The following is a 23,058-nucleotide window of genomic DNA, read 5'->3' as shown; positions in this document are numbered from 1 at the left end:
CGTTATAACGGTCAGTCACTGTAGCACTGTGCGTTATAGCGTACAAGTGCTAAGCTGTAGCCTTGAGAAGGAAGGGCGAAGGAGGAGAAACATGGATAACTTAACTCACTATCTGGCGACGACGCTCAGAACGCTGCGCCACCAGCGGGAATGGAGTCTCTCGCGTCTGGCGGAGGAAACCGGCGTGTCAAAAGCGATGCTGGGGCAGATTGAGCGCAATGAATCCAGCCCTACAGTGGCGACATTGTGGAAAATCGCCACCGGGCTGAATGTCCCATTTTCAACGTTTATTTCGCCTCCTGAGTCAGACGGCACGCCGTCTTTCGATCCCCAACACCAGGCGATGGTCGTCACGCCGCTGTTCCCATGGGATCCTCAGTTGTGTTTCGATCACTTTTCGATACTGCTGGCGCCCGGCGCGCTTAGTGAATCCACGCCACATGAAAGCGGTGTTATAGAGCACGTAGTGGTGATTAGTGGACTGCTGGATATGTGCATTGATGGTCTATGGCGTACCATTAAAGCCGGTGAAGGTGTCCGTTTTGCCGGCGATACGGCCCATAGTTACCGTAACAGCGGTGAACAAACGGTTCACTTTCATTCGCTGATCCATTACCCGCGCAGTTGATCGGGAAAACTATTCCGAAATGCCGCGCTTGTGACTACAATAGCCGCCATTTTTACCGCTTGTGGATGGTAACAACTGTATGCGCCAGCAACCTCATCACCTTGAATTGTTAAGCCCGGCTCGGGATACCGCCATTGCGCGCGAAGCCATTCTGCACGGCGCAGACGCCATTTACATTGGCGGACCGGGATTTGGCGCGCGTCATAACGCCAGCAACAGCCTGAAAGATATCGCCGAACTGGTGCCATTCGCTCATCGCTTCGGGGCGAAAATCTTTGTGACGCTGAATACGATTTTGCACGATGATGAACTGGAGCCCGCACAGCGATTAATTACCGATCTGTACCAGACCGGTGTTGATGCTCTGATTGTGCAGGACATGGGGATTCTGGAGCTGGATATTCCCCCCATTGAGCTGCATGCCAGCACGCAGTGTGATATTCGCAGCGTCGAGAAGGCGAAGTTTCTGTCTGATGTCGGATTTACCCAGATTGTCCTGGCGCGGGAACTGAGCCTTGAGCAAATTAACGCCATCCACCAGGCCACGGACGCGACCATTGAATTTTTCATTCACGGTGCGTTGTGCGTTGCCTATTCAGGTCAGTGTTATATTTCACATGCGCAAACCGGACGTAGCGCTAACCGCGGAGACTGTTCCCAGGCTTGCCGTCTGCCGTATACCCTGAAAGACGATCAGGGGCGCGTGGTGTCCTATGAAAAACACCTGCTGTCGATGAAAGATAACGATCAGACCGCCAACCTGGGCGCGTTGATTGATGCAGGCGTGCGCTCTTTCAAAATCGAAGGGCGCTACAAAGACATGAGCTATGTGAAGAATATTACCGCGCATTATCGTCAGATGCTCGACGCCATCATTGAAGAGCGCGGCGACCTTGCCCGTTCATCAGCCGGACGCACCGAACATTTCTTTACCCCCTCCACGGAAAAAACCTTCCATCGCGGTAGCACCGATTATTTTGTCAATGCGCGTAAGGGCGATATCGGCGCGTTTGACTCGCCAAAATTCATTGGTCTGCCGGTTGGTGAAGTCCTGAAGGTCGCGAAAGATCATCTGGATGTTGAGGTCACCGAGCCGCTGGCGAACGGCGATGGTCTGAACGTGTTAATCAAGCGTGAGGTGGTAGGTTTCCGTGCCAATACCGTTGAAAAAACGGGGCACAATCGATATCGGGTGTGGCCGAATGAAATGCCAGCCGATTTGCACAAAGTGCGTGCGCATCATCCGCTGAACCGTAATCTCGATCATAACTGGCAGCAGGCGTTAACCAAAACCTCCAGCGAACGTCGTATCGCGGTTGATATTGAACTGGGCGGCTGGCAGGAGCAGTTGATCCTGACGCTCACCAGTGAAGAGGGGGTGAGCATCACGCATACGCTGGACGGCCACTTTGACGAAGCGAACAATGCAGAAAAAGCGTTAAACAACCTGCAGGATGGTCTGGCCAAACTTGGACAAACGCTTTATTACGCCCGCGATATTCAGGTTAATCTCCCGGGGGCGCTGTTTGTGCCAAACGGTCAACTCAATCAACTGCGACGTGAAGCTGTCGACATGCTGGATGCGGCGCGTTTGCAAAACTATCAGCGCGGCAGTCGCAAACCAGTGTCACAGCCGGCTCCGGTATATCCACAAACGCATCTGAGCTTCCTGGCAAACGTCTACAACCATAAAGCGCGTGAGTTTTATCACCGCTATGGCGTTCAGTTGATTGATGCGGCCTATGAAGCGCATGAAGAAAAGGGCGATGTGCCGGTGATGATCACCAAACATTGTCTGCGTTTTGCATTTAACCTGTGTCCGAAACAGGCGAAAGGAAACATCAAGAGCTGGAAAGCGACACCGATGCAGTTGGTAAACGGCGATGAAGTTCTGACGCTGAAATTTGATTGCCGACCGTGCGAAATGCATGTAATCGGCAAGATGAAACATCATATTCTGAAAATGCCGTTGCCGGGCAGCATCGTCGCTTCCGTCAGTCCCGAAGAACTGATGAAAACATTGCCAAAGCGTAAACCTTAACCCTGGTGAGTATCGGGTTTGCGTGATTTTTGCCAGTAATGATGTTCGCGAAGATCGGCGGCGGATTCTTCCGCCGTCACGCGCAGTTCATCGCTGTCGGCGGTGTGCCGTAATACGTGATCGGCATCCTGCACCTGAAGATATTCATGTCCCTGATTGGTTGCGAGAAGTTGACCCGAAAAAAGCGCGCTGGCCAGCAATAACACCGTTAACCCTTTCTTAAACATCGTGAACCCTCTGGTACGTTAGCAGCGAAAGTGGCGATAATTTCGCCAGGTGACTATTCAATATTTTAATCGGGGAAATGGCAATCTCTGTTTTGCGAATGAGATGTTTTTTGCATTTTTGTTTGGTCAACGTTGGGATTTGTTACAACCGGGTAGTATTACGCTGCCCGGTTGTTTTCAGGGAGGGAATCAGGACTTAAAGCCAGCAGCCGTCATCAGTAAACGAAAGAACATACCGACGGCGGCCAGGGCCAGTACGCTGCCGCCCCAGAGGATCACCAGCCACATCAGGCGTTTCCAGATTGATTGTTGCATCAATGATACCCCTCACCATGTTGAACTTTGCCGCGGAAAACGTAGTAGCTCCAGAAGGTATACACCAGGATTATCGGGATAATCAGTAGGGCGCCAACCAACATAAAGCCCTGACTTTGCGCAGGCGCTGCCGCCTGCCAGAGCGTAATGGACGGCGGAATGATATGCGGCCATATGCTGATCCCCAGACCGCTGAACCCAAGGAAGATCAATCCCAGTGTCAAAACAAAGGGCAGTGCATGGCTGTGCTGTTGGTCCAGCGAGCGCCACAACCACATGCTGATCAACACCACCAGCAGCGGAACCGGCATCAGGAACCACAGGTTAGGCAGGCTAAACCAGCGCTCGGCAATCGCACTGTGCGCCAGCGGCGTCCATAGGCTGATAATGGCGATAACAACCAGCATCGCCAGCAGCAGTTTTTTGGCCACGCGGCGCATTTTATCCTGCAACGGATTTTCGCTTTTCATCACCAGCCATGTTGCCCCCAGCAGGGCGTAAGCCACGACCAGGCCAACACCGCAGAACAGCGTGAACGGGGTCAGCCAGTCGAAAGGGCCGCCGCTGTAGCTGCGTCCGGTGACAGAAAATCCGTTAAGCACGGCACCTACCACGATGCCCTGAGTGAATGTCGCCAGAATTGAACCGCCGAGAAAAGCTTTATCCCAGAATGGTCGATGTGCCGGCGTGGCATTGAAGCGAAACTCAAAAGCGACGCCGCGAAAAATCAGGCCGAGCAGCATCAGGGTGAGTGGGATCGTCAGCGCATCGACAATCACCGCATAGGCCAGGGGGAAAGCGCCGAATAGTCCGGCTCCGCCCAGTACCAGCCACGTTTCATTGCCGTCCCACACGGGGGCGACGCTATTCACCATCACATCACGGTCATCCGCATCCTGAATAGCAGGAAATAAAATGCCGATACCGAGATCGAAACCGTCCATCACGATATACATCAACGTGGCGAACACGATAATGACAAACCAGATAACTGATAAATCGATACCCATTAGCGGTGAGCCTCCGGTTGAGAATCGAGAACTGCAGCAGAAAGCGGTCGTGCAGGCGTGCCGGATGGCGGCGTTGACGGATCATGTTCCTGTGGCCCTTTACGGATCAGGCGGATCATGTAGCTGTAACCGACGCCAAATACGGAGCTGTACACCACAAAGAATGACAGCAAGCTGATGCTCATATGTAAATCGCCATGCGCGGAAACGGCATCCGCGGTACGTTGCAGACCGTAGACCACCCACGGTTGACGGCCAACTTCAGTGGTTACCCAGCCAGCCAGAATGGCAATCAGACCGGAGGGCCCCATCCATAATGCAAAACGCAGGAAAGGACGTGAGGTGTATAGCCGCTGCTTGTAACGTAGCCGCAGGGCGATCGCGCCCAGCAGGATCATCAGCATGCCTAGCCCTGCCATAATGCGAAACGACCAGAACACCATGGTTGAATTGGGCCGGTCTTCTTTAGGAAACTCTTTCAGGGCCGGGACTTGTTTATCCAGACTGTGGGTCAGGATCAGACTGCCCAGCGCCGGGATTTCCAGTCCATAGCGGGTACGCTCCTGTTCCATGTCCGGCCAGCCGAACAGCAATAGCGGAGTGGGTTCACCGGGCGGATTTTCCCAGTGTCCTTCAATCGCCGCAATTTTTGCCGGCTGGTGTTTCAGCGTATTCAAACCGTGCATATCACCAATCAATGCCTGGAGCGGGGCGACGATTAATGTCATCCACAGCGCCATCGAAAACATAGCGCGAATAGCCGGCGTATTGTTTCCGCGCAGCAAATGCCACGCCGCAGAAGCAGCGACAAATAACGCGCTGCTGAGGAAGGCGGCAACGGACATATGCAGCAAACGATAAGGGAATGAAGGATTGAAAATAACGGCGAACCAGTCGACGGGAACAACCTGACCATTAACGATTTCATAGCCTTGCGGCGTCTGCATCCAGCTGTTGGAGGCGAGGATCCAGAAGGTAGAAATAATGGTACCCAACGCAACCATACAGGTCGCGAAGAAGTGCAGGCCTGGCCCCACGCGATTCCAGCCGAACAGCATTACGCCCAGGAAACCCGCTTCGAGGAAAAAGGCGGTTAATACTTCATAGGTCAGCAGCGGTCCGGTGATGCTCCCGGCGAACTCGGAAAAACCACTCCAGTTGGTGCCGAATTGATAGGCCATCACCAGCCCGGAAACCACGCCCATACCAAAGTTTACGGCGAATATTTTCGACCAGAAATGATATAGCGAGCGCCAGGTGGGATTTTTCGTTTTTAGCCACAGCCCTTCGAGCACTGCCAGATAACTGGCGAGGCCGATGGTAATGGCCGGAAAGATAATGTGGAAGGATACCGTAAACGCGAACTGGATCCTCGCCAGGTGAAACGCGTCAAGACCGAACATGCTTAACTCCGCAGGCAAAATTGATTTGGCGCAATTCTAAGCCTGGGAAGCAATGGAGGGCAGAAACAGAACAGTTCTTTTTAACCATAACAGTTGTCGCTCTGTTATAGGTTGGCCTGGCTGATATGAAATCTGGAAGCTGGATTCCTGTTATTAAATAGCGTCCTCCCCACGCTAGTGATGTTGCGTTATTAATAGCAACACAATCAAAAAAGTAAGCATAAATGTTTACTTTGTGTCTATAATAGACGACAGGGAGGCGCAGTGAAGCAAAGTGAGTTCAGACGCTGGCTTGAATCTCAGGGAGTTAAAGTTACAAACGGCTCAAATCATCTGAAGTTGAGGTATCAGGGAAGGCGTAGCGTTATGCCCAGGCATCCTGGTGATGAGATAAAAGAGGCCCTGCGAAAAGCGATCCAAAAGCAGCCTGGCTTACAGTAATCATCATCTCTATAAGGCTGACTATATGAGAAATTTTGAGAAAATTATGCGTTATCCCGTTAATCTAATACCCGCCGTAGAAGGTGGGTTCATGGTGTCTTTTCCGGATATTCCTGAAGCATTAACTCAGGGAGAAACTCGCCATGATGCTTTGCAGGCTGCGCAGGCCGCATTGGTCACCGCTTTTGAATTCTATTTCGACGATAACGAACCGATTCCTTTGCCTTCAGCGGTTGTCGCTGGCGCTGACTATGTGGAAATACCACTGAGCGTTGCGTCTAAGGTTCTGTTGTTAAATGCCTTCCTTGAATCGAATATTACCCAGCAGGAGTTGGCAAACAGGATCGGCAGGCCTAAGCAGGAAATCACCCGTTTATTCGATTTAAAGCACGCGACAAAAATTGATGCTGTGCAGATAGCTGCCCGCGCTTTAGGAAAAGAACTGTCGGTAACGATGTTGTAAAACTGTTAACTATAACAGTTATAAAAAATGTCTTGATTATGTAAACTGATATATATAGTGGTTGTCACCAACACCGGTAATCAGGACGAAAGATGAAAAAGTACCAGCGACTGGCAGAGCAAATTCGCGATCAAATCGCGTCTGGCGTATGGCAACCCGGCGATCGTCTGCCTTCATTGCGTGAGCAGGTGGTCAGTAGCGGGATGAGTTTTATGACCGTTGGCCACGCATATCAGTTGTTGGAAAGCCAGGGGCGGATTATTGCCCGCCCCCAGTCGGGTTATTATGTTGCCGCGCGCCCTGAACGTCATTCTGCAGCACCTCAGGTGCAGGTGATGCGCGACGAAGCGGTGGATATCAACACCTACATTTTTGATATGCTGCAGGCCAGCCGGGATGCGTCAGTAATGCCATTTGCCTCTGCATTCCCTGACCCGCGTCTGTTTCCCCTTCAGCAGTTAAACCGCTCGCTGGCGCAGGTGAGTAAAACGGCCACGGCTATGAGCGTGATTGAAAACCTGCCGCCGGGGAATCATGAATTGCGCCATGCCATTGCCCGTCGCTATGCCCAACAGGGAATGACCATTTCACCTGACGAAATTGTGATCACCACCGGTGCGCTTGAAGCTCTCAACCTGAGTCTGCAGGCGGTCACCGAACCGGGGGACTGGGTGATTGTCGAAAACCCCTGTTTTTATGGCGCATTGCAGGCACTGGAGCGATTACGTCTGAAGGCGCTGTCTGTTGCCACTGATGTCAAAGAGGGGATCGATCTGGCCGCGCTGGAGCAGGCGTTGCAGGAGTATCCGGTAAAAGCGTGCTGGTTGATGACCAACAGCCAAAATCCGCTGGGGTTTACGCTCAGCGCAGAGAAAAAAGCGCATCTGGTTGCATTACTGGAGAAATATCATGTGATGCTGATTGAAGATGATGTTTATAGCGAACTTTACTTTGGCCGGGAAAAACCGCTCCCCGCTAAAGCCTGGGATCGCAGCGATAGCGTTCTGCATTGCTCATCATTCTCAAAATGCCTGGTGCCCGGATTTCGCATTGGCTGGGTGGCGGCGGGGAAACATGCCCGGCGCATTCAGCGACTCCAGCTAATGAGCACCTTATCCACCAGTTCTCCCATGCAGCTTGCACTCGTCGACTATCTGTCAACACGACGCTATGACGCGCATTTGCGTCGTTTACGCCGTCAGCTTGCGGAACGCAAACAGCAGGCCTGGCAAACGCTACTGCGCCATCTTCCGGCGGAGGTCAAAATTCACCACAACGACAGCGGCTATTTTCTGTGGCTCGAACTGCCGGAACCGCTGGATGCGGGAGAGCTCAGTACGCAAGCGCTGGCGCACCACATCAGCATTGCGCCGGGAAAAATGTTCTCAACCTCGGGGAGCTGGACACGTTTCTTTCGCTTTAATACCGCATGGCATTGGGGAGAACGCGAGGAACTGGCGGTGAAACAGCTTGGAAAATTAATTCGCGACATGATGAAATAAAATGTAACGCGCTATTCAATATAAAAGAATAGTGCGTTCTTATTTTCGAAATAGAGAATACCGAACCCTGATGTTATTTATATCGGGTGCTACCATACAAAAAATCAATAGTTCTAACTATTGCCACCTCTGCACCTAACTCCTTGTCTATACTCCAGAAGATTAGAACACACAGTCTGAATCAGTAGCGTAATGAGCGTTAGCTCACAACCTGATTAAATTTCCTTGCGCCAGCAGGAACGCTTAGCACACCCCGACTATTTTTAGGAAAGGACATATATTTACGGCAAGGCTGCCGCTCAATATTTTTTAGACAGGAGTAAGATGTTATGAGCAAGCAATTTGCCCTCAGTAGCCTGTGTGCGCTCAGTATGACGCTGATGACTGCACAGGCAGCCGAACCCCCGACATCATTAGATAAACCAGAAGGCCGCCTGGATATTATTGCCTGGCCGGGTTATATCGAACGCGGACAAACCGATAAACAATATGACTGGGTCTCGCAGTTTGAGAAAGATACCGGCTGCGCGGTCAATGTGAAAACGGCGGCCACATCGGATGAGATGGTCAGCCTGATGGCAAAAGGCGGCTACGACCTGGTGACCGCGTCCGGCGACGCTTCACTGCGTCTGATTATGGGTAAACGCGTGCAGCCGATTAACACCGCGCTGATCCCAAACTGGAAAACTATCGATCCACGCGTGGTGAAAGGCGAGTGGTTTAACGTTGGCGGAAAAGTATATGGCACCCCGTATCAGTGGGGACCAAACTTGCTGATGTATAACACCAAAACCTTCCCAACGCCGCCGGATAGCTGGAACGTGGTGTTTGTTGAGCAAAAACTCGAGGATGGAAAAAGCAATAAAGGACGCGTGCAAGCCTATGATGGTCCGATCTATATTGCCGATGCCGCGTTATTCGTTAAAGCCACCCAGCCGCAATTAGGCATCACCGATCCCTACCAACTCACCGAACAACAGTACCAGGCGGTTATCAAAGTCCTGAGCGATCAACATGCGCTAATCCATCGCTATTGGCACGATACCACTGTGCAAATGAGTGACTTCAAAAACGAAGGCGTGGTGGCATCCAGCGCCTGGCCTTATCAGGCTAACGCCCTGAAAGCCGAAGGGCAGCCTGTTGCCACGGTTTTCCCAAAAGAAGGAGTTACCGGCTGGGCTGACACCACCATGCTGCACAGTGCAGCGAAACACCCGGTGTGCGCTTACAAATGGATGAACTGGTCATTAACCCCGAAAGTACAGGGCGACGTAGCGGCCTGGTTTGGTTCTCTGCCAGTGGTGCCTGAAGGATGTAAAGCCAGCCCACTGCTGGGTGAAAAGGGCTGTGAAACCAACGGTTATAGCTACTTTGACAAAATCGCTTTCTGGAAAACGCCAATTGCGGAAGGCGGAAAATTCGTTCCTTACAGTCGCTGGACGCAGGATTACATCGCCATTATGGGCGGTCGTTAATTCCGCTGGGGGTTTTATGACGTACGCAGTAGAGTTTCATAACGTCTCGCGTCTGTACGGGGATGTTCGTGCAGTTGATGGAGTGAGTATTGCGATTAACGACGGGGAGTTTTTCTCAATGCTGGGGCCATCCGGCTCCGGCAAGACCACCTGTCTGCGCCTGATTGCCGGGTTCGAGCAGCTTTCAGGCGGCGCAATCACCATTTTTGGAAAACAGGCCAGCGAATTGCCCCCTTGGGAGCGGGACGTCAATACGGTATTTCAGGACTACGCGCTATTCCCACATATGTCGATCCTCGACAACGTCGCTTACGGGCTGATGGTCAAAGGGATTGATAAAAAACAGCGTCACGCCAAAGCCCGTGAGGCGCTTGATAAAGTTGCACTCGGTTTTGTTCATGAGCGCAAACCGTCACAGCTTTCCGGCGGACAACGTCAGCGCGTGGCGATTGCCAGGGCGCTGGTCAATGAACCGCGCGTTCTGCTGTTGGATGAGCCGCTCGGGGCGTTGGATCTTAAGTTGCGCGAACAGATGCAATTAGAGCTGAAGAAGTTACAGCAATCTCTCGGTATCACCTTCATTTTTGTCACTCACGATCAGGGCGAAGCGCTGTCGATGTCTGACCGTGTGGCGGTGTTTAATAACGGTCGTATCGAACAGGTGGATTCTCCGCGTGAACTGTACATGCGTCCACGGACACCGTTTGTGGCGAGCTTCGTCGGGACGTCCAATGTCTTTGATGCCGCGATGTCAGCGAACGTTTGCGGGCTACAGGGAATGTTTTCCCTGCGTCCGGAACACATTCGGTTGAATGATGCCGGGGGAGACGTCCAGGCTCCGGGAGTCATCCAGGCGGTGCAGTACCAGGGCGCGGCGACACGGTTTGAACTGAAACTGGCTGGCGGTGAAAAATTACTGGTGAGCCAGGCGAACCTGACGGGAGAAATGCTGCCGTCAACGCTGTCGCCGGGTCAGCAGGTGATGGCATCGTGGTCACGCGACGTGATGGTGCCGTTGGTTGAGGAGAGGTGAATGGCTATGAACGTCTTACATTCGCCATCGCAACCGACAAATCTGAACAAGATTTCCGGTTTTTTCTGGCGTAATCCGGGGCTGGGGCTGTTTTTACTGCTTCTCGGGCCGCTGATGTGGTTTGGCATCGTCTACTTTGGCTCACTGCTGACGCTGTTGTGGCAAGGTTTTTATACCTTCGACGATTTCACCATGTCGGTCACGCCGGACCTGACGCTGGCGAATCTGCAGGCGCTGTTTAATCCCGCCAACTACGACATCATTTTGCGTACCCTGACGATGGCGATCGCGGTCACCATTGCCAGCGCGATTCTGGCGTTTCCGATGGCGTGGTATATGGCGCGCTATACCAGCGGCAAAATGAAAGCCTTTTTTTACATTGCGGTGATGCTGCCGATGTGGGCCAGTTACATTGTTAAAGCCTACGCGTGGACGTTACTGTTGGCGAAAGACGGTGTGGCGCAGTGGTTTTTAACCCATCTTGGGCTGGAGCCGCTGCTGCTTTCGTTCCTGACGCTACCTGCTGTCGGCGGCAATACGTTGTCGACCTCAGGGTTAGGACGCTTTCTGGTGTTCGTTTACATCTGGTTGCCGTTTATGATCCTCCCGGTACAGGCCGCATTGGAGAGGCTTCCGCCGTCACTGTTACAGGCTTCCGCTGATTTGGGCGCGCGTCCGCGTCAAACCTTCCGCTATGTGGTTCTTCCGCTGGCAATACCCGGTATCGCGGCGGGATCTATCTTTACTTTCTCTCTGACGTTGGGCGATTTTATCGTGCCGCAACTGGTGGGACCGCCGGGGTATTTCATCGGCAACATGGTGTATTCGCAACAAGGGGCGATCGGCAATATGCCGATGGCGGCGGCATTTACTCTGGTGCCGATTGTGTTAATCGCACTGTATCTGGCGTTCGTGAAGCGTCTGGGAGCTTTCGATGCACTCTGAACGCGCACCCTGGTTACTCAAACTGGCGGCATGGGGCGGGGTTATTTTCCTGCACTTTCCCATCCTCATCATCGCCACCTATGCTTTTAATACTGAGGAGGCTGCTTTTAGTTTTCCACCGCAGGGGTTGACGCTGAAGTGGTTTAGCGTTGCGGCGCAGCGTAGCGATATTCTGGAGTCTGTGACGTTGTCACTTAAAATCGCTGCGTTGTCGACGGCTATTGCTCTCGTTCTGGGGACGCTGGCCGCTGCCGCGCTGTGGCGCAGGGACTTTTTTGGCAAGAGTGCAATATCGCTGTTGCTGCTGTTGCCAATCGCGTTACCGGGGATCATCACCGGTCTGGCGCTGTTGACGGCGTTTAAAACCATCAACCTGGAACCGGGTTTTCTCACGATCGTGGTGGGGCATGCGACGTTTTGCGTGGTGGTGGTGTTTAACAACGTTGTGGCGCGTTTTCGGCGTACCTCATGGAGTCTGGTTGAAGCGTCTATGGATCTTGGCGCCAACGGCTGGCAAACCTTTCGTTACGTGGTGCTGCCGAACCTGGCATCAGCACTGCTGGCGGGCGGAATGCTGGCGTTTGCCTTGTCATTTGATGAAATCATCGTGACAACGTTCACCGCCGGACATGAAAGAACACTTCCTTTGTGGCTGCTCAATCAACTGGGTCGTCCACGGGATGTGCCTGTCACCAACGTTGTGGCATTGCTGGTAATGCTGGTGACTACACTGCCAATTTTAGGGGCCTGGTGGCTAACGCGTGAAGGCGACACTCTCGCCGGAAACGGTAAATAAACGACGATATGGGAAATTGCTATGCAACATCAATTACTGATTAATGGCGAGCTGGTCAACGGTGAAGGTGAAAAGCAGCCAGTCTATAACCCTGCAACTGGTGAATGCATTCTGGAGATTGCCGAGGCCTCAGCCACGCAGGTTGATGCCGCGGTCCGTGCGGCCGACAGTGCCTTTGCCAGTTGGGGACAAACCACACCGAAAGTACGTTCCGAGTTACTGCTGAAACTGGCGGATGCTATCGCGGATAATGCGCAAACCTTCGCTGAGCTGGAATCGCTCAACTGCGGTAAGCCGCTGCATTGTGTGCTCAACGATGAAATTCCGGCCATCGTCGATGTTTTCCGCTTCTTTGCCGGGGCGGCCCGCACCCTGCAAGGACAGGCCGCCGGAGAGTATCTGGAAGGGCATACGTCAATGATTCGCCGGGATCCGCTGGGCGTGGTCGCCTCTATTGCCCCGTGGAACTATCCGCTGATGATGGCGGCGTGGAAACTGGCTCCGGCGCTGGCGGCGGGGAACTGCGTGGTGATTAAACCGTCGGAAATTACCCCATTAACGGCGCTTAAACTGGCCGAGTTTGCCAAAGATATTTATCCGGCAGGCGTTGTCAACGTGCTGTTTGGCCGTGGAAAAACCGTGGGCGATCCGCTGACCGGACATGAAAAGGTCCGCATGGTTTCATTGACCGGCTCTATTGCCACCGGCGAACACATTATCCAGCATACCGCGTCTTCAATTAAGCGCACACATATGGAACTGGGCGGCAAAGCCCCGGTCATCATTTTTGATGATGCGGATCTGGATGCGGTAGTGAGCGGCGTGCGAACCTTTGGTTATTACAACGCCGGACAAGACTGTACCGCCGCTTGTCGAATCTATGCCCAGAAAGGCATTTATGACGCGTTGGTTGAGAAACTTGGCGCCGCGGTTGCCAGCCTGAAAATTGGCGCGCCGAACGACGAATCGACGGAGCTGGGACCGGTAAGTTCGCAGGCACATCTTGATCGCGTGGCCAAAGCGGTCGATGAGGCCAAAGCCCTGGGGCATATCAAGGTTATCACCGGGGGTAAAAAAGTGGACGGCGCAGGCTACTACTTTGCCCCAACGCTGCTGGCCGGGGCGAAGCAAGAAGATGCCATCGTGCAGCGGGAAGTTTTTGGTCCGGTGGTCAGCGTGACCGTATTTGATGATGAAGACCAGGTACTGGCGTGGGCGAATGATTCGAAATACGGACTGGCATCTTCTGTCTGGACCCGGGACGTCGGCCGCGCGCATCGGTTCAGTGCTCGTCTGCAATATGGTTGCACCTGGGTCAATACCCACTTCACGCTGGTCAGCGAGATGCCGCACGGTGGGCAAAAACAGTCTGGTTATGGCAAAGATATGTCGGTGTACGGGCTCGAGGATTACACGATTGTTCGCCATGTCATGATCAAGCATGAGTAACAATTTAGACGTGAACTCCTAATGAGGCACGGATAGCTAAAAATTAGCAAACGGGTCTCTATACTATTCGCGCCACTGGCCTCGTCGCCATCGGACGGCGGTAAGTTGGAAATATCCGCGAGGTCAGGCTAATTGATACGACAAAGCCCCAGCTTAACGCCGGGGCTTTGTGCTTTCAGGTATACCGTCCAGTTATCAGCGGCGGTAGCTGCAAAGCCAGGCAAGTAGCGCACAGACGCTCAGCACCAGCCCCAGTTGTTGCACCATGCCAGCCAATCCCAGCATCATTCCCAGCAACAGGTAATAGCTTAACCCGAACAAAGCACCAGCGGCCCCGGCTTGTTCACGATAGCGACGCAGTGCCTGGCTCAATACATTGGGAATGGCGATACCATAGGCCAGTACCACCCCAAACACCGGTATCAGGATCCATGCAGTATGCTGTAGCCACCACGCCGCCAGACCTGAGAACATGGCCAGCACACAGGCATGACGTACCAGCTGTTGCGGCGTCAGACCTGTCGTTAACAGACGCCGATTCAACAGGCTTCCCGACAGCGAAGCAAGCGCAAGTAACACCCCCGTCCAGCCAAAGGCTCTGGAACTCCATCCCAACTGTCTGAAAAGAAATGGCGCCAGACTGTAATAGCTAAACAGCATGGTATTTAACAGGGCGACCAGCATAGCATTTTTCCACAGCTCATCGTCCCGAGCCATGCGGGGCAGGAGCACAGCCATCCGCGGGCGGATCGTATTCTCCGGCCTTGTTTCCGGCAAACGGGTTGCTGTCAGTATGAGCAGTAATATCGCCAGCAAAACAAGAGCAACGAATACACCGATATGACCATACAGGCACACCAGCCAACCTCCGCTTAGCAGGCCGAAAACCGGACTCAGGGCCAGCGCGGCGCCCATCACAGAAAAGACGCGGGATAGCGTGGTTGATTCATAACAGTCCCTCAATATGGTCTGTACCACGACTGACCCGGCAGCCGCTCCGATGGCTGACACCATCCGCGCCAGCAGCAACACGTTGAAATTGGTGGCAACAATGGCCAATGCACAACCTGTGCCGTAGCAGATTAGTCCTGCCAGCATCGCCCGCCGTCGTCCGATACTGTCGCTCAGCCAGCCCCACATCGCCACACCGACGGCGAAGGCCACAAAGTAAACGGAGAGTGTTTGAGCTGCACGTTCACTGCTTATGTGAAAAGCGGTAGCGATACCTGGCAATGCCGGGCTGTAAATGGTTTCCACCAGTTGCGGAAACATTATCAGCAGAGTGAGCAGCCAAAGCGGCGGACGACGAAGAATATTCATAGCAATATCCGAAGAGACCGAAAACAGGCGGGAATTATTGCTGAAAGCGGGCTGTCTTATTACTATTATCAGGACTTTATATATCAAATATCGGACAGATAATGAAAATTGCCCCCGATGAAATTTTCGATGCGGATAGCTTTGATAACCCGGTAATTGGGATTGCCGCCGATATGGGCGTACACGATTCCGGACGCCATAGCCACCTTCGTCATCAACTCCTTTTTTCGGCGGCGGGGAGCATCACGATTGAACTGGAGCAGGCCCTGTGCCTGCTGCCGCCACGGCGTGCGGTCTGGATCCCGGCCGGTACGGTTCATCGCGCCATCATGCGTGGCGTAATGGCTTATCGTTCTTTGTACTTTTCAACCTCGCTGCCGTTATCCGATCTGCCCATGCATATCGTCGAGGTTAATCCACTTTTTTTCGAAGTCATAGAACGCATGGCCTTTTGGTCATGGGATATGCCTGCGGTGCAACAGGCCAGCCTCATCACCGTTTTTTGTGAGGAATTGCGGGCCGCGCGTAGTGAAAACTGGACATTACAATTTCCCTCAGATCCACGGCTGGACGTATGGCTTGAGCAATTGCGCATGGGGGCGTTGCCACCGCGACTGAATCAGTTGTCCCAACGGGTTGGGGCGTGTGAGAAGACCATCAGCCGGATCTTCATCAGAGATACCGGGATGCATTATCAGCACTGGCGACAGCAATTTAGACTGTTAAAAGCCATGGAAATGCTGGCTGACGGGAGTCCTGGTAGTCAGGTGGCGCAACATCTGGAATTTGTCAGTGACAGTGCTTTTATTGCATTTTTCCGTCAGCATACCGGCACCACGCCAGCCCGCTTTACAGGCAAATAATGCCGCAGAAGGATTAGGGATATTACATCCTAAGGATGATTTACCGGATGAAGGTAGAGTGGGAAGATCGTTGGCTAATGGCAGAGAGAAAACCCTCTCTGCCACTGGACGCTGCAATTAATTCAGAAGAGTCACATCAAGCAAACCAGCCGAACCTTGCGGAAATCAGACTGAAAAGTCCTACAGCAGCAAATATATTTATCAGCACCACAGTTTTACTGGAAACATTCATTTGTGCCACCTTTCGTTTTAACCCCTATGGGTATAGTACGGGTTATAACTATCCGCAATAGTACGAATTCTGAACATAATGAAAACGGGTTGTTTTACCGCCGTTTCTCTTAAAATAATTAATAAAACTTGATGTGAGTCATGAAAAAGAGCATATTGCGCGCGATTTCACCTTCCGGCCAGGATGCCTTACATGTCTCTGTACCAAAAAATGTTGGTCTTTTATGCGGTGATGGCCGCTATCACGGCAATCATCACCTGGTTTCTGTCACGCGAGAAAAAGCGGATTCGTTTTCTCAGCGCGGTATTAGTCGGGGCGACCTGGCCAATGAGCTTTCCCGTCGCGCTGATGTTTTCACTTTTCTGATGAGGCCGTTTCAGACGGAAAGCAGGGCATCTAAACGTTTTTTGTCGGCTTCAGTAACATCCTGTGGGTGCTGATATCCCACGTTCTCATTCGCGCGGGTATACAAAGCAACCAGCCAGTCGTAAACATAGCGGCTTGCGCCGTGCGAGGGCTGTTCTTCCAGTTTGGCCAGGCGCGACATCGGTTGTTGCTTCGGCGCGCTAAAAATAGCAGCGCCTTTTTGGATCCTGCTGGCAGGGCGCTGTTCCTCAGCAACGTTGGTAAATCCAAGCCAGGTAATAAAATCCCCAATATCGGCATGTAGCTGCGCCGCACAGACGTTTTCGCGCTGCATCATGCGCTGTAAGCGTTGCGGCATCTCCAGGCGATAACTGGTGGTCACAAGAATGTCAGCCACCTGCCTTAGCGTACGAGGATCGAGACCTAAACGGCGCGCATTATTTTCATCGCGACACCACTGACGTACGTGATTAACCCACATTTTGTGTGCCAGATAACCAGTTTCTTTGCTCTCCGGCGAGTGCGGTATGTCACGTACTTCAGCAAACAGGTCGATCTCTTCATTAAATAGCCCGTTCACCTGTTCCTCGCGCGGCTGATGAACACGCAGCAGCGACTCAAAGAGGCGCATTGGCGGCAGTAACCCCTCCAGTAGCTCGCCATGTTTTGCCGCCTGGGATTGTAACTGGCGGATCACCGACTCGCTGCTACCTGACTCATCATCGCGGGTGTTAATCCAACTCATCAGCGTTTCGCGGATGCGCTGTTGGTGTTGTTCGCGCAGAGAGATCAGCCTGGCCTGACGCTGTTGTGGTGAAGTCGCCTGAGTCAGCCATTCGACAAGGCGTTGTAAGCTGTGGTTATCCAGCGCCTGCAGCGTACCCCAGTGCAGTCCCGGTTTGCCCATTAATTGCTGTACGGACTCATCCAGGTTTTGCTGGGTGCTAAAACGCGCATCCTGTGGGGTGATGGCCCAGACTACGCCCGGTAATGCGGCGTCATGTACGGGTTGCGTATCGTTGACCCAGCCCAGCAGCTTGCGGGTAATGGCTGGCGTCTGGGCGCGGGTAGATACCGCATTGCAGATTAAGAGCACATCCGGTTGCAGTTGCTGGCGATAATGCTCCAGCATCCAGCCTAATTTTGCCTGCCACAGCGGATGGGGATGAGCATCCGGGGCGAGAGGGATATCGAGCAGATCGACATTCTCCAGCACAGCATCTTCCACCGTCAGGATCAGCTCGCGCGTCAACAGCGCTAGTGATGCCTGTGAGAGACTGACCGCATTGAGCAACGGATGGTTTTCAATTGGATGAACAACCACATCACTTTGCGCCTCACTCCCGTGCAATGCCACCTGAGTGAGAAAACTCTCAGCAGGTAAACCAAAATGGTCAACCAACAGGCTCAGCGGAGCCGCCAGTTCTTGCGCGTTCCCGGTTTGTTGCAGCGTATGCGCCAGCGCCAGCCACTGCTGCGTTAGCTCTGGTTGTTCTCCCCACAATAATGCCCAGGCGTTTGCCCGGGTCGTCAGATCCAGAGCGGGGAGAAGCGTAGCAAACTGATGCCATAGCGCATCGTCAATTTGCTGCTGATTAGCCGGTACGCAGGAGCGCCAGAAACGACCGATTGCCGCGACATCCTGAGCCGTGATGCCTTGCACCGGATGACGCTGACGCAGGGTTTGCCATTTTTCCAGGCGCGCCTCAATAATCGATTTCTCAACCTGGCGGTTGTCCGGAAGCGCACAGAACTGTGTGATAAACAGCTGTACCAGTTCGGCTTCACTGAGTAAGCGTAAGCGCAGCGGCCATTCGCTATTGAGCGGATTATCTTCACGTGTAAAGCGAATCGCCATATTGGTCGGTGCATGCCCCGGATTAATATGCGAAAAATAATCAAAACTGCGATCCGGGGTCACGATATTCACTTTGCCATTGGCATTGCTGCACAATGCCGCGAGCAGATGCGCTTTCGCTGATTGTGAGTGCCCATATAACCCAACACAGCCTCGTGCTGAAAAGGTCGCTGTCAGCGCAGATTCATTAACCGCGGCTAACGTAAGTTGTGTCAGCAGGGCATCCGCCTCATCATCAAGACGTACGGAACGCTGGCGGGTCTCTGTTACCCACTCGATGACGGCCTGCGCGGTGTTTAACATCTTACTCATTTCAGGTACACGCTCCCGCTATCAATCCAGTAATGGCTACCGCTATGGCGACGATCCGCCAGGGTATTCAATTTTAACGTTAAGGCATTGGCGGCAACGGGGGTGCCATCCTGTAACCAGGCATCGCTGAGTACGAAGCATTCCGGGCCGCTCTCTTTGCTGCCGCCGCGTAACTGCAGCCGTACATTTAACACGCCATCTCCGGCGATACTTTTTGCCAGTTCGGCAGAATTTATGCTCAGCGTATACAGCGGCGTGGCAGGCCAGCGGCTGTTTGCCAATTGGCGGAAGCCTAACGTTACATTGCCGCGCAGCGGGAAGTGCAAACGGGTATCCAGCTTCGCGCCGGGTGTATCCAGATCGATATCGTGATACCAGATGTTCTCATCGCGTAGCGTGTTGACCGTATTATCCAGCACGCCAAGATAACGTACGGTCGAGTAAGCGCCGATATCGGCAGCTTTAAAATTGAAGCGCGGTAAACGCAGATCCAGCGCCAGGCTGCATAGCATTGCACCGACTGCTGCGGTGGATTTGGGGTTGCCAATCCGCCCTTGCTGACTGAACGGATACCACTCGTGCACCCGATAGTTATCCATCCAGATCATACGATTAACCGGAACGGGTTGAAGATGGCGGATCAACGCCTGTACGCCCGGTAAACAAGCGGGTCTGCCGGTCACTAATAAAATATCGCAACGATAATGTGAAATAGCCTCACAAACCGCGTGCAGCGGCGAGGTCAGGGTAAATTGCCCCGCCAGTAACGCTTCTTGTAACTGCCTGAACTGCACCTGTAACGGCACGCTCAAAACATCAAACGCTGGCGAACCAGACGGCAACGCATGATCGATAGCCTGTTGGATATAGTTCATCACGTTACGCGTGGGTTGCTGGCTGAGCAGCTCGCCAAAGGTGGCATGCAGTCCGGCTACCGGATCGTTAATATCGCTTTGTTCCCAGGCGGAGAGCACCGCATGACCGAGCGGCATAAAGAGTTGTAATGCCGTTTGCTGACGCAGGATCGCCTGAGTATCGATGCGCCCGGAGTCGCCAAACAGCGTAGCCAGTAATGCGGCGGCGTCGGTCACGCCAGCCTGCTGCAAGCGGGTTTGCAGGGCAGGTAGTACGCAACGCTGAATCACGTCCAGCAGCATGTCATCGCCCGCGACCTTAAAGCCTTCGCGAAACAGCAAATGCGGGGTGATCTTGACGTTCGCGCCAACGCCGTCATCAAGTTGGTAATGGACGACGGCCATATCCGTGGTCCCACCGCCAATATCGATGGATGCCACGCGCAGCGCACGACCTTTTATCTCACCAGGTTCCGGCTGACGGTCCGGACGGGCAAGGGCATTAAAAAACGATTCCGTGTGACCATCGTAGTGGGAAATCGCCTCGTTATACAGCCACACCAACTGACCGCAGCTGGCCTCATCCCACTCCATCTGGATCTCAGGGACGGGAACCACGCTCTTTTCCTGCTGCTTACGGGTGGTGAAGTCTTCATCCTGCGGGTGCCAGCCCATCGCTTTCCAGACCAGTGCAATGGCTTCAAACATACGCAGGCGGAAAATCTCGCGCTCCTGTTTTGGCATCGCTGAGGGTAGGGTCAGGATCAATGTGCGCAACTGGCGAGGAGAGGCCGGGAAACCAAGGCGCAAACGCGTCGCCACGCTGTTAATTTGACCCAGCGCCTGAGCCAGGATCTCACACAGCATATGCGTCATCAACGTGCTGCGGCTGTATTGCGGTGAGAACACCGGCAGACGGTCATCCTGCGGCAGGCTGAACAGCGGTTGTCCGTCATCATTCATGAGATTCATCAGCGGGAAGGCGGTAGCCAGCGGTTCGCGCTGGGTTTTGCCATTCATCTGGCTAAAGCGCCAGTCATGCAGCACCGGCGTTTCATCCCACAGATAACGGCGCGGGCTGGAGATCCCGCTGCTGCCTTCCGTACCCATACGTTGCATCGCCAGCTTTCGGGCTTCATCGCCCACGCGAACAATCGACGGCCAGATAAAGGCGTCATCACGACCGCTCTCAACGGAAAAGTGCTGTTTACCGAACCGCGCTTCGGAAAACTCCAGTCGGCTGGTGAATAGCGGATCGTTAAGAAACTGCGGCTCGCTTAATGACCGCACCTGTAATTCAGCGGTCTGGCGCAGTCCATCATTGGCATCGCCGTGATCCTCAATCAGGACGCCGCAGGTATGGGTATTACCAATGTCCAGGATCAGATCGACGGGAATCGCCGGTGTGCTGAGCGTATGTGTGACCAGCTTGACTTCAGGAATAGAAAGCTGTTCGCCTAACAGGGTTAACAAATTTAACCAGTGCGCCTGATATTCAAAATTACGCAGCGCCTGCTGGATCTCATGTTCTGAGCGATTCTCATGCTGCGTGACATGATGCATAAAGGATTCGCGCAGCCAGCCGTCAATCCAGGTCTGGTCGAGGAAATCGGCAATTTCGTTATCATGCCAGGCCAGTGCAAATCGCGTACCGTTAAGCAGGTCATTTTCGTTGGGGGTTAACGCTGCCGGGGCATTTTCAGTGAGCTGGCTGTCCAGCGCCAGGGTAACGCGGTGAGTGTTGCCCGCGCTGTCTGGTTGCGCCAGTTTTCGCACCTGTACACGCGCCCAGTTATCCGGGCCTTCAACAAACGTACGCGGCGGATTAAAGCGCAGGAACGGCAGCGGTAGCCAGATGCCGTCGAGCACGTCCAGAGAATAATGCAGCGTCTGGGTGCTTTCCGGCTTCACCACTTCGGGCTGACCGCCGGTGCTGCCCGGCAAGGTATAGCGTCCCGTTGTCAGATCGAAGTCCAGCCGTAGCAGGGGACCGTTGGCCGTTTTGCGCACAAAGCGGCCATGATGTGCAGATTCCTGCGGCGTCAGGCCAAAATCCAGAAATTGCACACCGCTATTGGCGATGAGCGTCACGCTTTGTTTGTAGTCACACAGATTCACCAACATAAAATCAGGCACCTATCTTTTTGATCGTCAGAGGGATTTCCGCGTGATCGTCATATCGTGCGGTGCAGGTGGCGACGTCATTGGTTCCCGCTTTGCAGGTAATTTCAGGCATCGGATAACGTGATCCGTCCGTGCAACGGGCATTGCCGCGACTCTTAATCATTAATTCGCCAGTCTGATGCAAACCAGAGAAAATCTCGGCACGACAAACAATATTGTCGCCATGAACAACGCGTGCAGTGCCTTTATTCGTCTGGATCTGATAACGCAGCGACGGCGCTTTGCCGCTGACCGGATCTTTCACGTCGACCATGACGCGCCAGTTACCGTTGAGGAAACGCGTCGTTCCTGCCTTCATCTGGCTGGCATCCATGACCAGCGCATCTTTGGGAATAGCGGCAATCACTACCGGTCCTGCGTCAGGTTTCTCTTTTTTCGCTACCGGAATGACTTCAGCCCGATGCAAAGGTAGTGCAGAGGACAGTTCCGGCAACGGCGTCATGTCTGCTTTAGCCACTGCAATGGGGGCAACTAAGGGGGTAGGGATAACGGCTTGTTGTTTCCATAGCAACGGTCCGACAATGGCTGCGATAATGACGGCGGCAACGGGTAGACTCCACAGCGGCAGGCGACGTGCGGGCTTCACCTGTACCGGTGGCGGTGTGACTTCCGGTTCGCTGATCATGGCCAGCGGTTGTGATTCAGGTTCAACCGGTTTTGGCGGTTCAACGACCGGCGTCAGTAAAGGGGCATCGGCCTCAGTGAAGGTGATTTCAGGTGAAGTCTCTTCTTCCGGGTCAGGCTCTGTCACAGTGACAACCGGTGGTATATCGGCAAGGCGCAGGCAATCGAGCACATCGTCGCGGGGATTTTCATTCAGATTGACGAAGCCCCAGAACGTAATAACGGGTTTACCATCAACCAGAAACACGTGATTCTCGCCAGGAAACTGGATGGCTTTTTCGAGCAATGAACCAAACAGTTGGAGGGCGGTTTTCCCCGATTGCAGGCTTTTACGGCTCAGGGCCGCCGCATTTTCCAGCGTGCTCCCCAGATAGCGTAGCGCACGAAAACGAGCCTCTTCATCAGCGGCTTTCCATGCAACGACTTTTCCTTCAACCGGAGAATACCAGTCAACCCGATCGCCGTTGTCGTTAATTTGTGGGATCGCCAGACAATCCACCATCGCCTGCTGTTTACGCAAGCGAAGCGTTTCACGAATTTGCAGTGCTGAATCAAACACGGCCTGACCACCGCCACCTACGGCCTGATAGTCATCCAAATTGCCGCTGCGCAAGAGAGTTTTTGCCACGTTGTTACCCCTTAGACTTCTTCACACATCTACTTTACGGTTTATAAAAACGAGCAAACGACGGAAGAGAGGCAAAAAGGGGCGAATTT

Annotated in this window: 21 protein-coding genes; 12 read left to right on the top strand and 9 right to left on the bottom strand. The window is 53.4% G+C overall.

The features are described from left to right. Positions 1 to 91 precede the first annotated feature (91 nt). Both JSN25_RS16350 and JSN25_RS16345 read left to right on the top strand, forming a co-directional pair. Positions 92 to 628, top strand: coding sequence for a helix-turn-helix domain-containing protein (locus JSN25_RS16350; protein ID WP_042308263.1), 537 nt, complete (start codon positions 92 to 94; stop codon positions 626 to 628). A 79-nt stretch (positions 629 to 707) separates the two neighbouring features. Continuing rightward, positions 708 to 2,669, top strand: a complete 1,962-nt coding sequence (locus JSN25_RS16345) for a peptidase U32 family protein (protein WP_204525141.1) — start codon at positions 708 to 710, stop codon at positions 2,667 to 2,669. On the opposite strand, the gene JSN25_RS16340 is transcribed toward JSN25_RS16345, so the two are convergent. The 4 genes from JSN25_RS16340 to JSN25_RS16325 all read right to left on the bottom strand — a co-directional run bounded on the left by JSN25_RS16340 (position 2,666) and on the right by JSN25_RS16325 (position 5,624). Next, positions 2,666 to 2,896: a DUF2554 family protein gene (locus JSN25_RS16340; RefSeq protein ID WP_038640744.1), complete on the bottom strand. Its 231-nt coding sequence runs from the start codon at positions 2,894 to 2,896 to the stop codon at positions 2,666 to 2,668. The two genes, JSN25_RS16345 and JSN25_RS16340, sit on opposite strands and share 4 nt — an antisense overlap. A 189-nt stretch (positions 2,897 to 3,085) precedes the next feature. Beyond that, positions 3,086 to 3,211: a DUF2474 domain-containing protein gene (locus JSN25_RS16335; protein ID WP_064507023.1), complete on the bottom strand. Its 126-nt coding sequence runs from the start codon at positions 3,209 to 3,211 to the stop codon at positions 3,086 to 3,088. After that, on the bottom strand, positions 3,211 to 4,221 hold the full coding sequence (gene cydB, locus JSN25_RS16330) for a cytochrome d ubiquinol oxidase subunit II (RefSeq protein WP_087856574.1): 1,011 nt from the start codon (positions 4,219 to 4,221) through the stop codon (positions 3,211 to 3,213). Before cydB ends, JSN25_RS16335 begins: the two co-directional genes overlap by 1 nt. Next, entirely contained in the window at positions 4,221 to 5,624 is a 1,404-nt protein-coding gene (locus tag JSN25_RS16325; protein WP_038640740.1) for a cytochrome ubiquinol oxidase subunit I, read from the bottom strand. Before JSN25_RS16325 ends, cydB begins: the two co-directional genes overlap by 1 nt. Positions 5,625 to 5,888: 264 nt before the next feature. Here JSN25_RS16325 and JSN25_RS16320 point away from each other — a divergent pair, with 264 nt between their 5' ends. From JSN25_RS16320 to patD, 8 genes are all read left to right on the top strand, one after another. Further along, positions 5,889 to 6,065 (top strand): type II toxin-antitoxin system HicA family toxin, encoded by a 177-nt coding sequence (locus JSN25_RS16320; protein WP_137347305.1) that lies wholly within the window; start codon positions 5,889 to 5,891, stop codon positions 6,063 to 6,065. Between the two features lie 46 nt (positions 6,066 to 6,111). Continuing rightward, positions 6,112 to 6,528, top strand: a complete 417-nt coding sequence (locus tag JSN25_RS16315) for a type II toxin-antitoxin system HicB family antitoxin (RefSeq protein ID WP_087856629.1) — start codon at positions 6,112 to 6,114, stop codon at positions 6,526 to 6,528. Positions 6,529 to 6,620: 92 nt separating this feature from the next. Beyond that, a complete protein-coding gene (locus tag JSN25_RS16310) occupies positions 6,621 to 8,030 on the top strand; it encodes an aminotransferase-like domain-containing protein (protein WP_069324935.1) in 1,410 nt (469 codons plus the stop codon). 329 nt (positions 8,031 to 8,359) lie between these two features. Further along, complete coding sequence (gene ydcS / locus JSN25_RS16305; RefSeq protein ID WP_069324934.1) at positions 8,360 to 9,505, top strand: putative ABC transporter substrate-binding protein YdcS; 1,146 nt, start codon at positions 8,360 to 8,362, stop codon at positions 9,503 to 9,505. A gap of 16 nt (positions 9,506 to 9,521) precedes the next feature. Beyond that, positions 9,522 to 10,538, top strand: a complete 1,017-nt coding sequence (locus JSN25_RS16300; RefSeq protein ID WP_204525140.1) for an ABC transporter ATP-binding protein — start codon at positions 9,522 to 9,524, stop codon at positions 10,536 to 10,538. Next, positions 10,539 to 11,483 (top strand): ABC transporter permease, encoded by a 945-nt coding sequence (locus JSN25_RS16295; protein ID WP_069324933.1) that lies wholly within the window; start codon positions 10,539 to 10,541, stop codon positions 11,481 to 11,483. Next, entirely contained in the window at positions 11,473 to 12,279 is an 807-nt protein-coding gene (locus JSN25_RS16290) for an ABC transporter permease (protein ID WP_003020204.1), read from the top strand. The genes JSN25_RS16295 and JSN25_RS16290 overlap by 11 nt, the downstream gene beginning before the upstream one ends. A 21-nt stretch (positions 12,280 to 12,300) precedes the next feature. Further along, complete coding sequence (patD, locus tag JSN25_RS16285; RefSeq protein WP_038640724.1) at positions 12,301 to 13,728, top strand: aminobutyraldehyde dehydrogenase; 1,428 nt, start codon at positions 12,301 to 12,303, stop codon at positions 13,726 to 13,728. A gap of 195 nt (positions 13,729 to 13,923) precedes the next feature. On the opposite strand, the gene JSN25_RS16280 is transcribed toward patD, so the two are convergent. Further along, positions 13,924 to 15,048 (bottom strand): multidrug effflux MFS transporter, encoded by a 1,125-nt coding sequence (locus JSN25_RS16280; RefSeq protein ID WP_204525139.1) that lies wholly within the window; start codon positions 15,046 to 15,048, stop codon positions 13,924 to 13,926. Positions 15,049 to 15,149: 101 nt separating this feature from the next. On the opposite strand from JSN25_RS16280, the gene JSN25_RS16275 reads away from it, so the two are divergent. Then, complete coding sequence (locus JSN25_RS16275; RefSeq protein WP_069324932.1) at positions 15,150 to 15,911, top strand: AraC family transcriptional regulator; 762 nt, start codon at positions 15,150 to 15,152, stop codon at positions 15,909 to 15,911. Between the two features lie 136 nt (positions 15,912 to 16,047). Here the strand turns inward: JSN25_RS16275 and yncL are convergent, their stop codons facing one another. Continuing rightward, the gene (gene yncL, locus JSN25_RS16270; RefSeq protein WP_071524268.1) at positions 16,048 to 16,143 is read right to left on the bottom strand and encodes a stress response membrane protein YncL; all 96 of its coding nucleotides are present in this window, start codon (positions 16,141 to 16,143) and stop codon (positions 16,048 to 16,050) included. A gap of 192 nt (positions 16,144 to 16,335) precedes the next feature. On the opposite strand from yncL, the gene JSN25_RS16265 reads away from it, so the two are divergent. After that, positions 16,336 to 16,509 (top strand): GhoT/OrtT family toxin, encoded by a 174-nt coding sequence (locus tag JSN25_RS16265; protein WP_069324931.1) that lies wholly within the window; start codon positions 16,336 to 16,338, stop codon positions 16,507 to 16,509. A gap of 10 nt (positions 16,510 to 16,519) precedes the next feature. Here JSN25_RS16265 and JSN25_RS16260 read toward each other — a convergent pair whose 3' ends face one another. From JSN25_RS16260 to JSN25_RS16250, 3 genes are read right to left on the bottom strand one after another with little or no spacing between them, the layout of a single operon-like run. After that, positions 16,520 to 18,679 (bottom strand): virulence factor SrfC family protein, encoded by a 2,160-nt coding sequence (locus tag JSN25_RS16260; protein WP_204525138.1) that lies wholly within the window; start codon positions 18,677 to 18,679, stop codon positions 16,520 to 16,522. Then, positions 18,676 to 21,657: a virulence factor SrfB gene (locus JSN25_RS16255; RefSeq protein WP_204525137.1), complete on the bottom strand. Its 2,982-nt coding sequence runs from the start codon at positions 21,655 to 21,657 to the stop codon at positions 18,676 to 18,678. The genes JSN25_RS16260 and JSN25_RS16255 overlap by 4 nt, the downstream gene beginning before the upstream one ends. 4 nt (positions 21,658 to 21,661) lie before the next feature. Beyond that, positions 21,662 to 22,969, bottom strand: coding sequence for an SrfA family protein (locus tag JSN25_RS16250; protein WP_204525136.1), 1,308 nt, complete (start codon positions 22,967 to 22,969; stop codon positions 21,662 to 21,664). Positions 22,970 to 23,058: the final 89 nt, after the last annotated feature.

The sequence above is a fragment of the Citrobacter cronae genome (genome assembly GCF_016893685.1).
GTDB classification, from domain to species: domain Bacteria; phylum Pseudomonadota; class Gammaproteobacteria; order Enterobacterales; family Enterobacteriaceae; genus Citrobacter; species Citrobacter werkmanii.
The sequence above is the reverse complement of the archived record's forward strand: the minus strand, read 5'-3'. Positions and strand labels throughout refer to the sequence as shown.

What these genes read in the sequence shown, in the direction of transcription:
- JSN25_RS16350 (WP_042308263.1), top strand. Translation starts at nt 92, where the DNA reads ATGGATAACTTAACTCACTATCTGGCGACGACGCTCAGAACGCTGCGC.
- JSN25_RS16345 (WP_204525141.1), top strand. Translation starts at nt 708, where the DNA reads ATGCGCCAGCAACCTCATCACCTTGAATTGTTAAGCCCGGCTCGGGAT.
- JSN25_RS16340 (WP_038640744.1), bottom strand. Translation starts at nt 2,896, where the DNA reads ATGTTTAAGAAAGGGTTAACGGTGTTATTGCTGGCCAGCGCGCTTTTT.
- JSN25_RS16335 (WP_064507023.1), bottom strand. Translation starts at nt 3,211, where the DNA reads ATGCAACAATCAATCTGGAAACGCCTGATGTGGCTGGTGATCCTCTGG.
- cydB (WP_087856574.1), bottom strand. Translation starts at nt 4,221, where the DNA reads ATGGGTATCGATTTATCAGTTATCTGGTTTGTCATTATCGTGTTCGCC.
- JSN25_RS16325 (WP_038640740.1), bottom strand. Translation starts at nt 5,624, where the DNA reads ATGTTCGGTCTTGACGCGTTTCACCTGGCGAGGATCCAGTTCGCGTTT.
- JSN25_RS16315 (WP_087856629.1), top strand. Translation starts at nt 6,112, where the DNA reads ATGCGTTATCCCGTTAATCTAATACCCGCCGTAGAAGGTGGGTTCATG.
- JSN25_RS16310 (WP_069324935.1), top strand. Translation starts at nt 6,621, where the DNA reads ATGAAAAAGTACCAGCGACTGGCAGAGCAAATTCGCGATCAAATCGCG.
- ydcS (WP_069324934.1), top strand. Translation starts at nt 8,360, where the DNA reads ATGAGCAAGCAATTTGCCCTCAGTAGCCTGTGTGCGCTCAGTATGACG.
- JSN25_RS16300 (WP_204525140.1), top strand. Translation starts at nt 9,522, where the DNA reads ATGACGTACGCAGTAGAGTTTCATAACGTCTCGCGTCTGTACGGGGAT.
- JSN25_RS16295 (WP_069324933.1), top strand. Translation starts at nt 10,539, where the DNA reads ATGGCTATGAACGTCTTACATTCGCCATCGCAACCGACAAATCTGAAC.
- JSN25_RS16290 (WP_003020204.1), top strand. Translation starts at nt 11,473, where the DNA reads ATGCACTCTGAACGCGCACCCTGGTTACTCAAACTGGCGGCATGGGGC.
- patD (WP_038640724.1), top strand. Translation starts at nt 12,301, where the DNA reads ATGCAACATCAATTACTGATTAATGGCGAGCTGGTCAACGGTGAAGGT.
- JSN25_RS16280 (WP_204525139.1), bottom strand. Translation starts at nt 15,048, where the DNA reads ATGAATATTCTTCGTCGTCCGCCGCTTTGGCTGCTCACTCTGCTGATA.
- JSN25_RS16275 (WP_069324932.1), top strand. Translation starts at nt 15,150, where the DNA reads ATGAAAATTGCCCCCGATGAAATTTTCGATGCGGATAGCTTTGATAAC.
- yncL (WP_071524268.1), bottom strand. Translation starts at nt 16,143, where the DNA reads ATGAATGTTTCCAGTAAAACTGTGGTGCTGATAAATATATTTGCTGCT.
- JSN25_RS16265 (WP_069324931.1), top strand. Translation starts at nt 16,336, where the DNA reads ATGTCTCTGTACCAAAAAATGTTGGTCTTTTATGCGGTGATGGCCGCT.
- JSN25_RS16260 (WP_204525138.1), bottom strand. Translation starts at nt 18,679, where the DNA reads ATGAGTAAGATGTTAAACACCGCGCAGGCCGTCATCGAGTGGGTAACA.
- JSN25_RS16255 (WP_204525137.1), bottom strand. Translation starts at nt 21,657, where the DNA reads ATGTTGGTGAATCTGTGTGACTACAAACAAAGCGTGACGCTCATCGCC.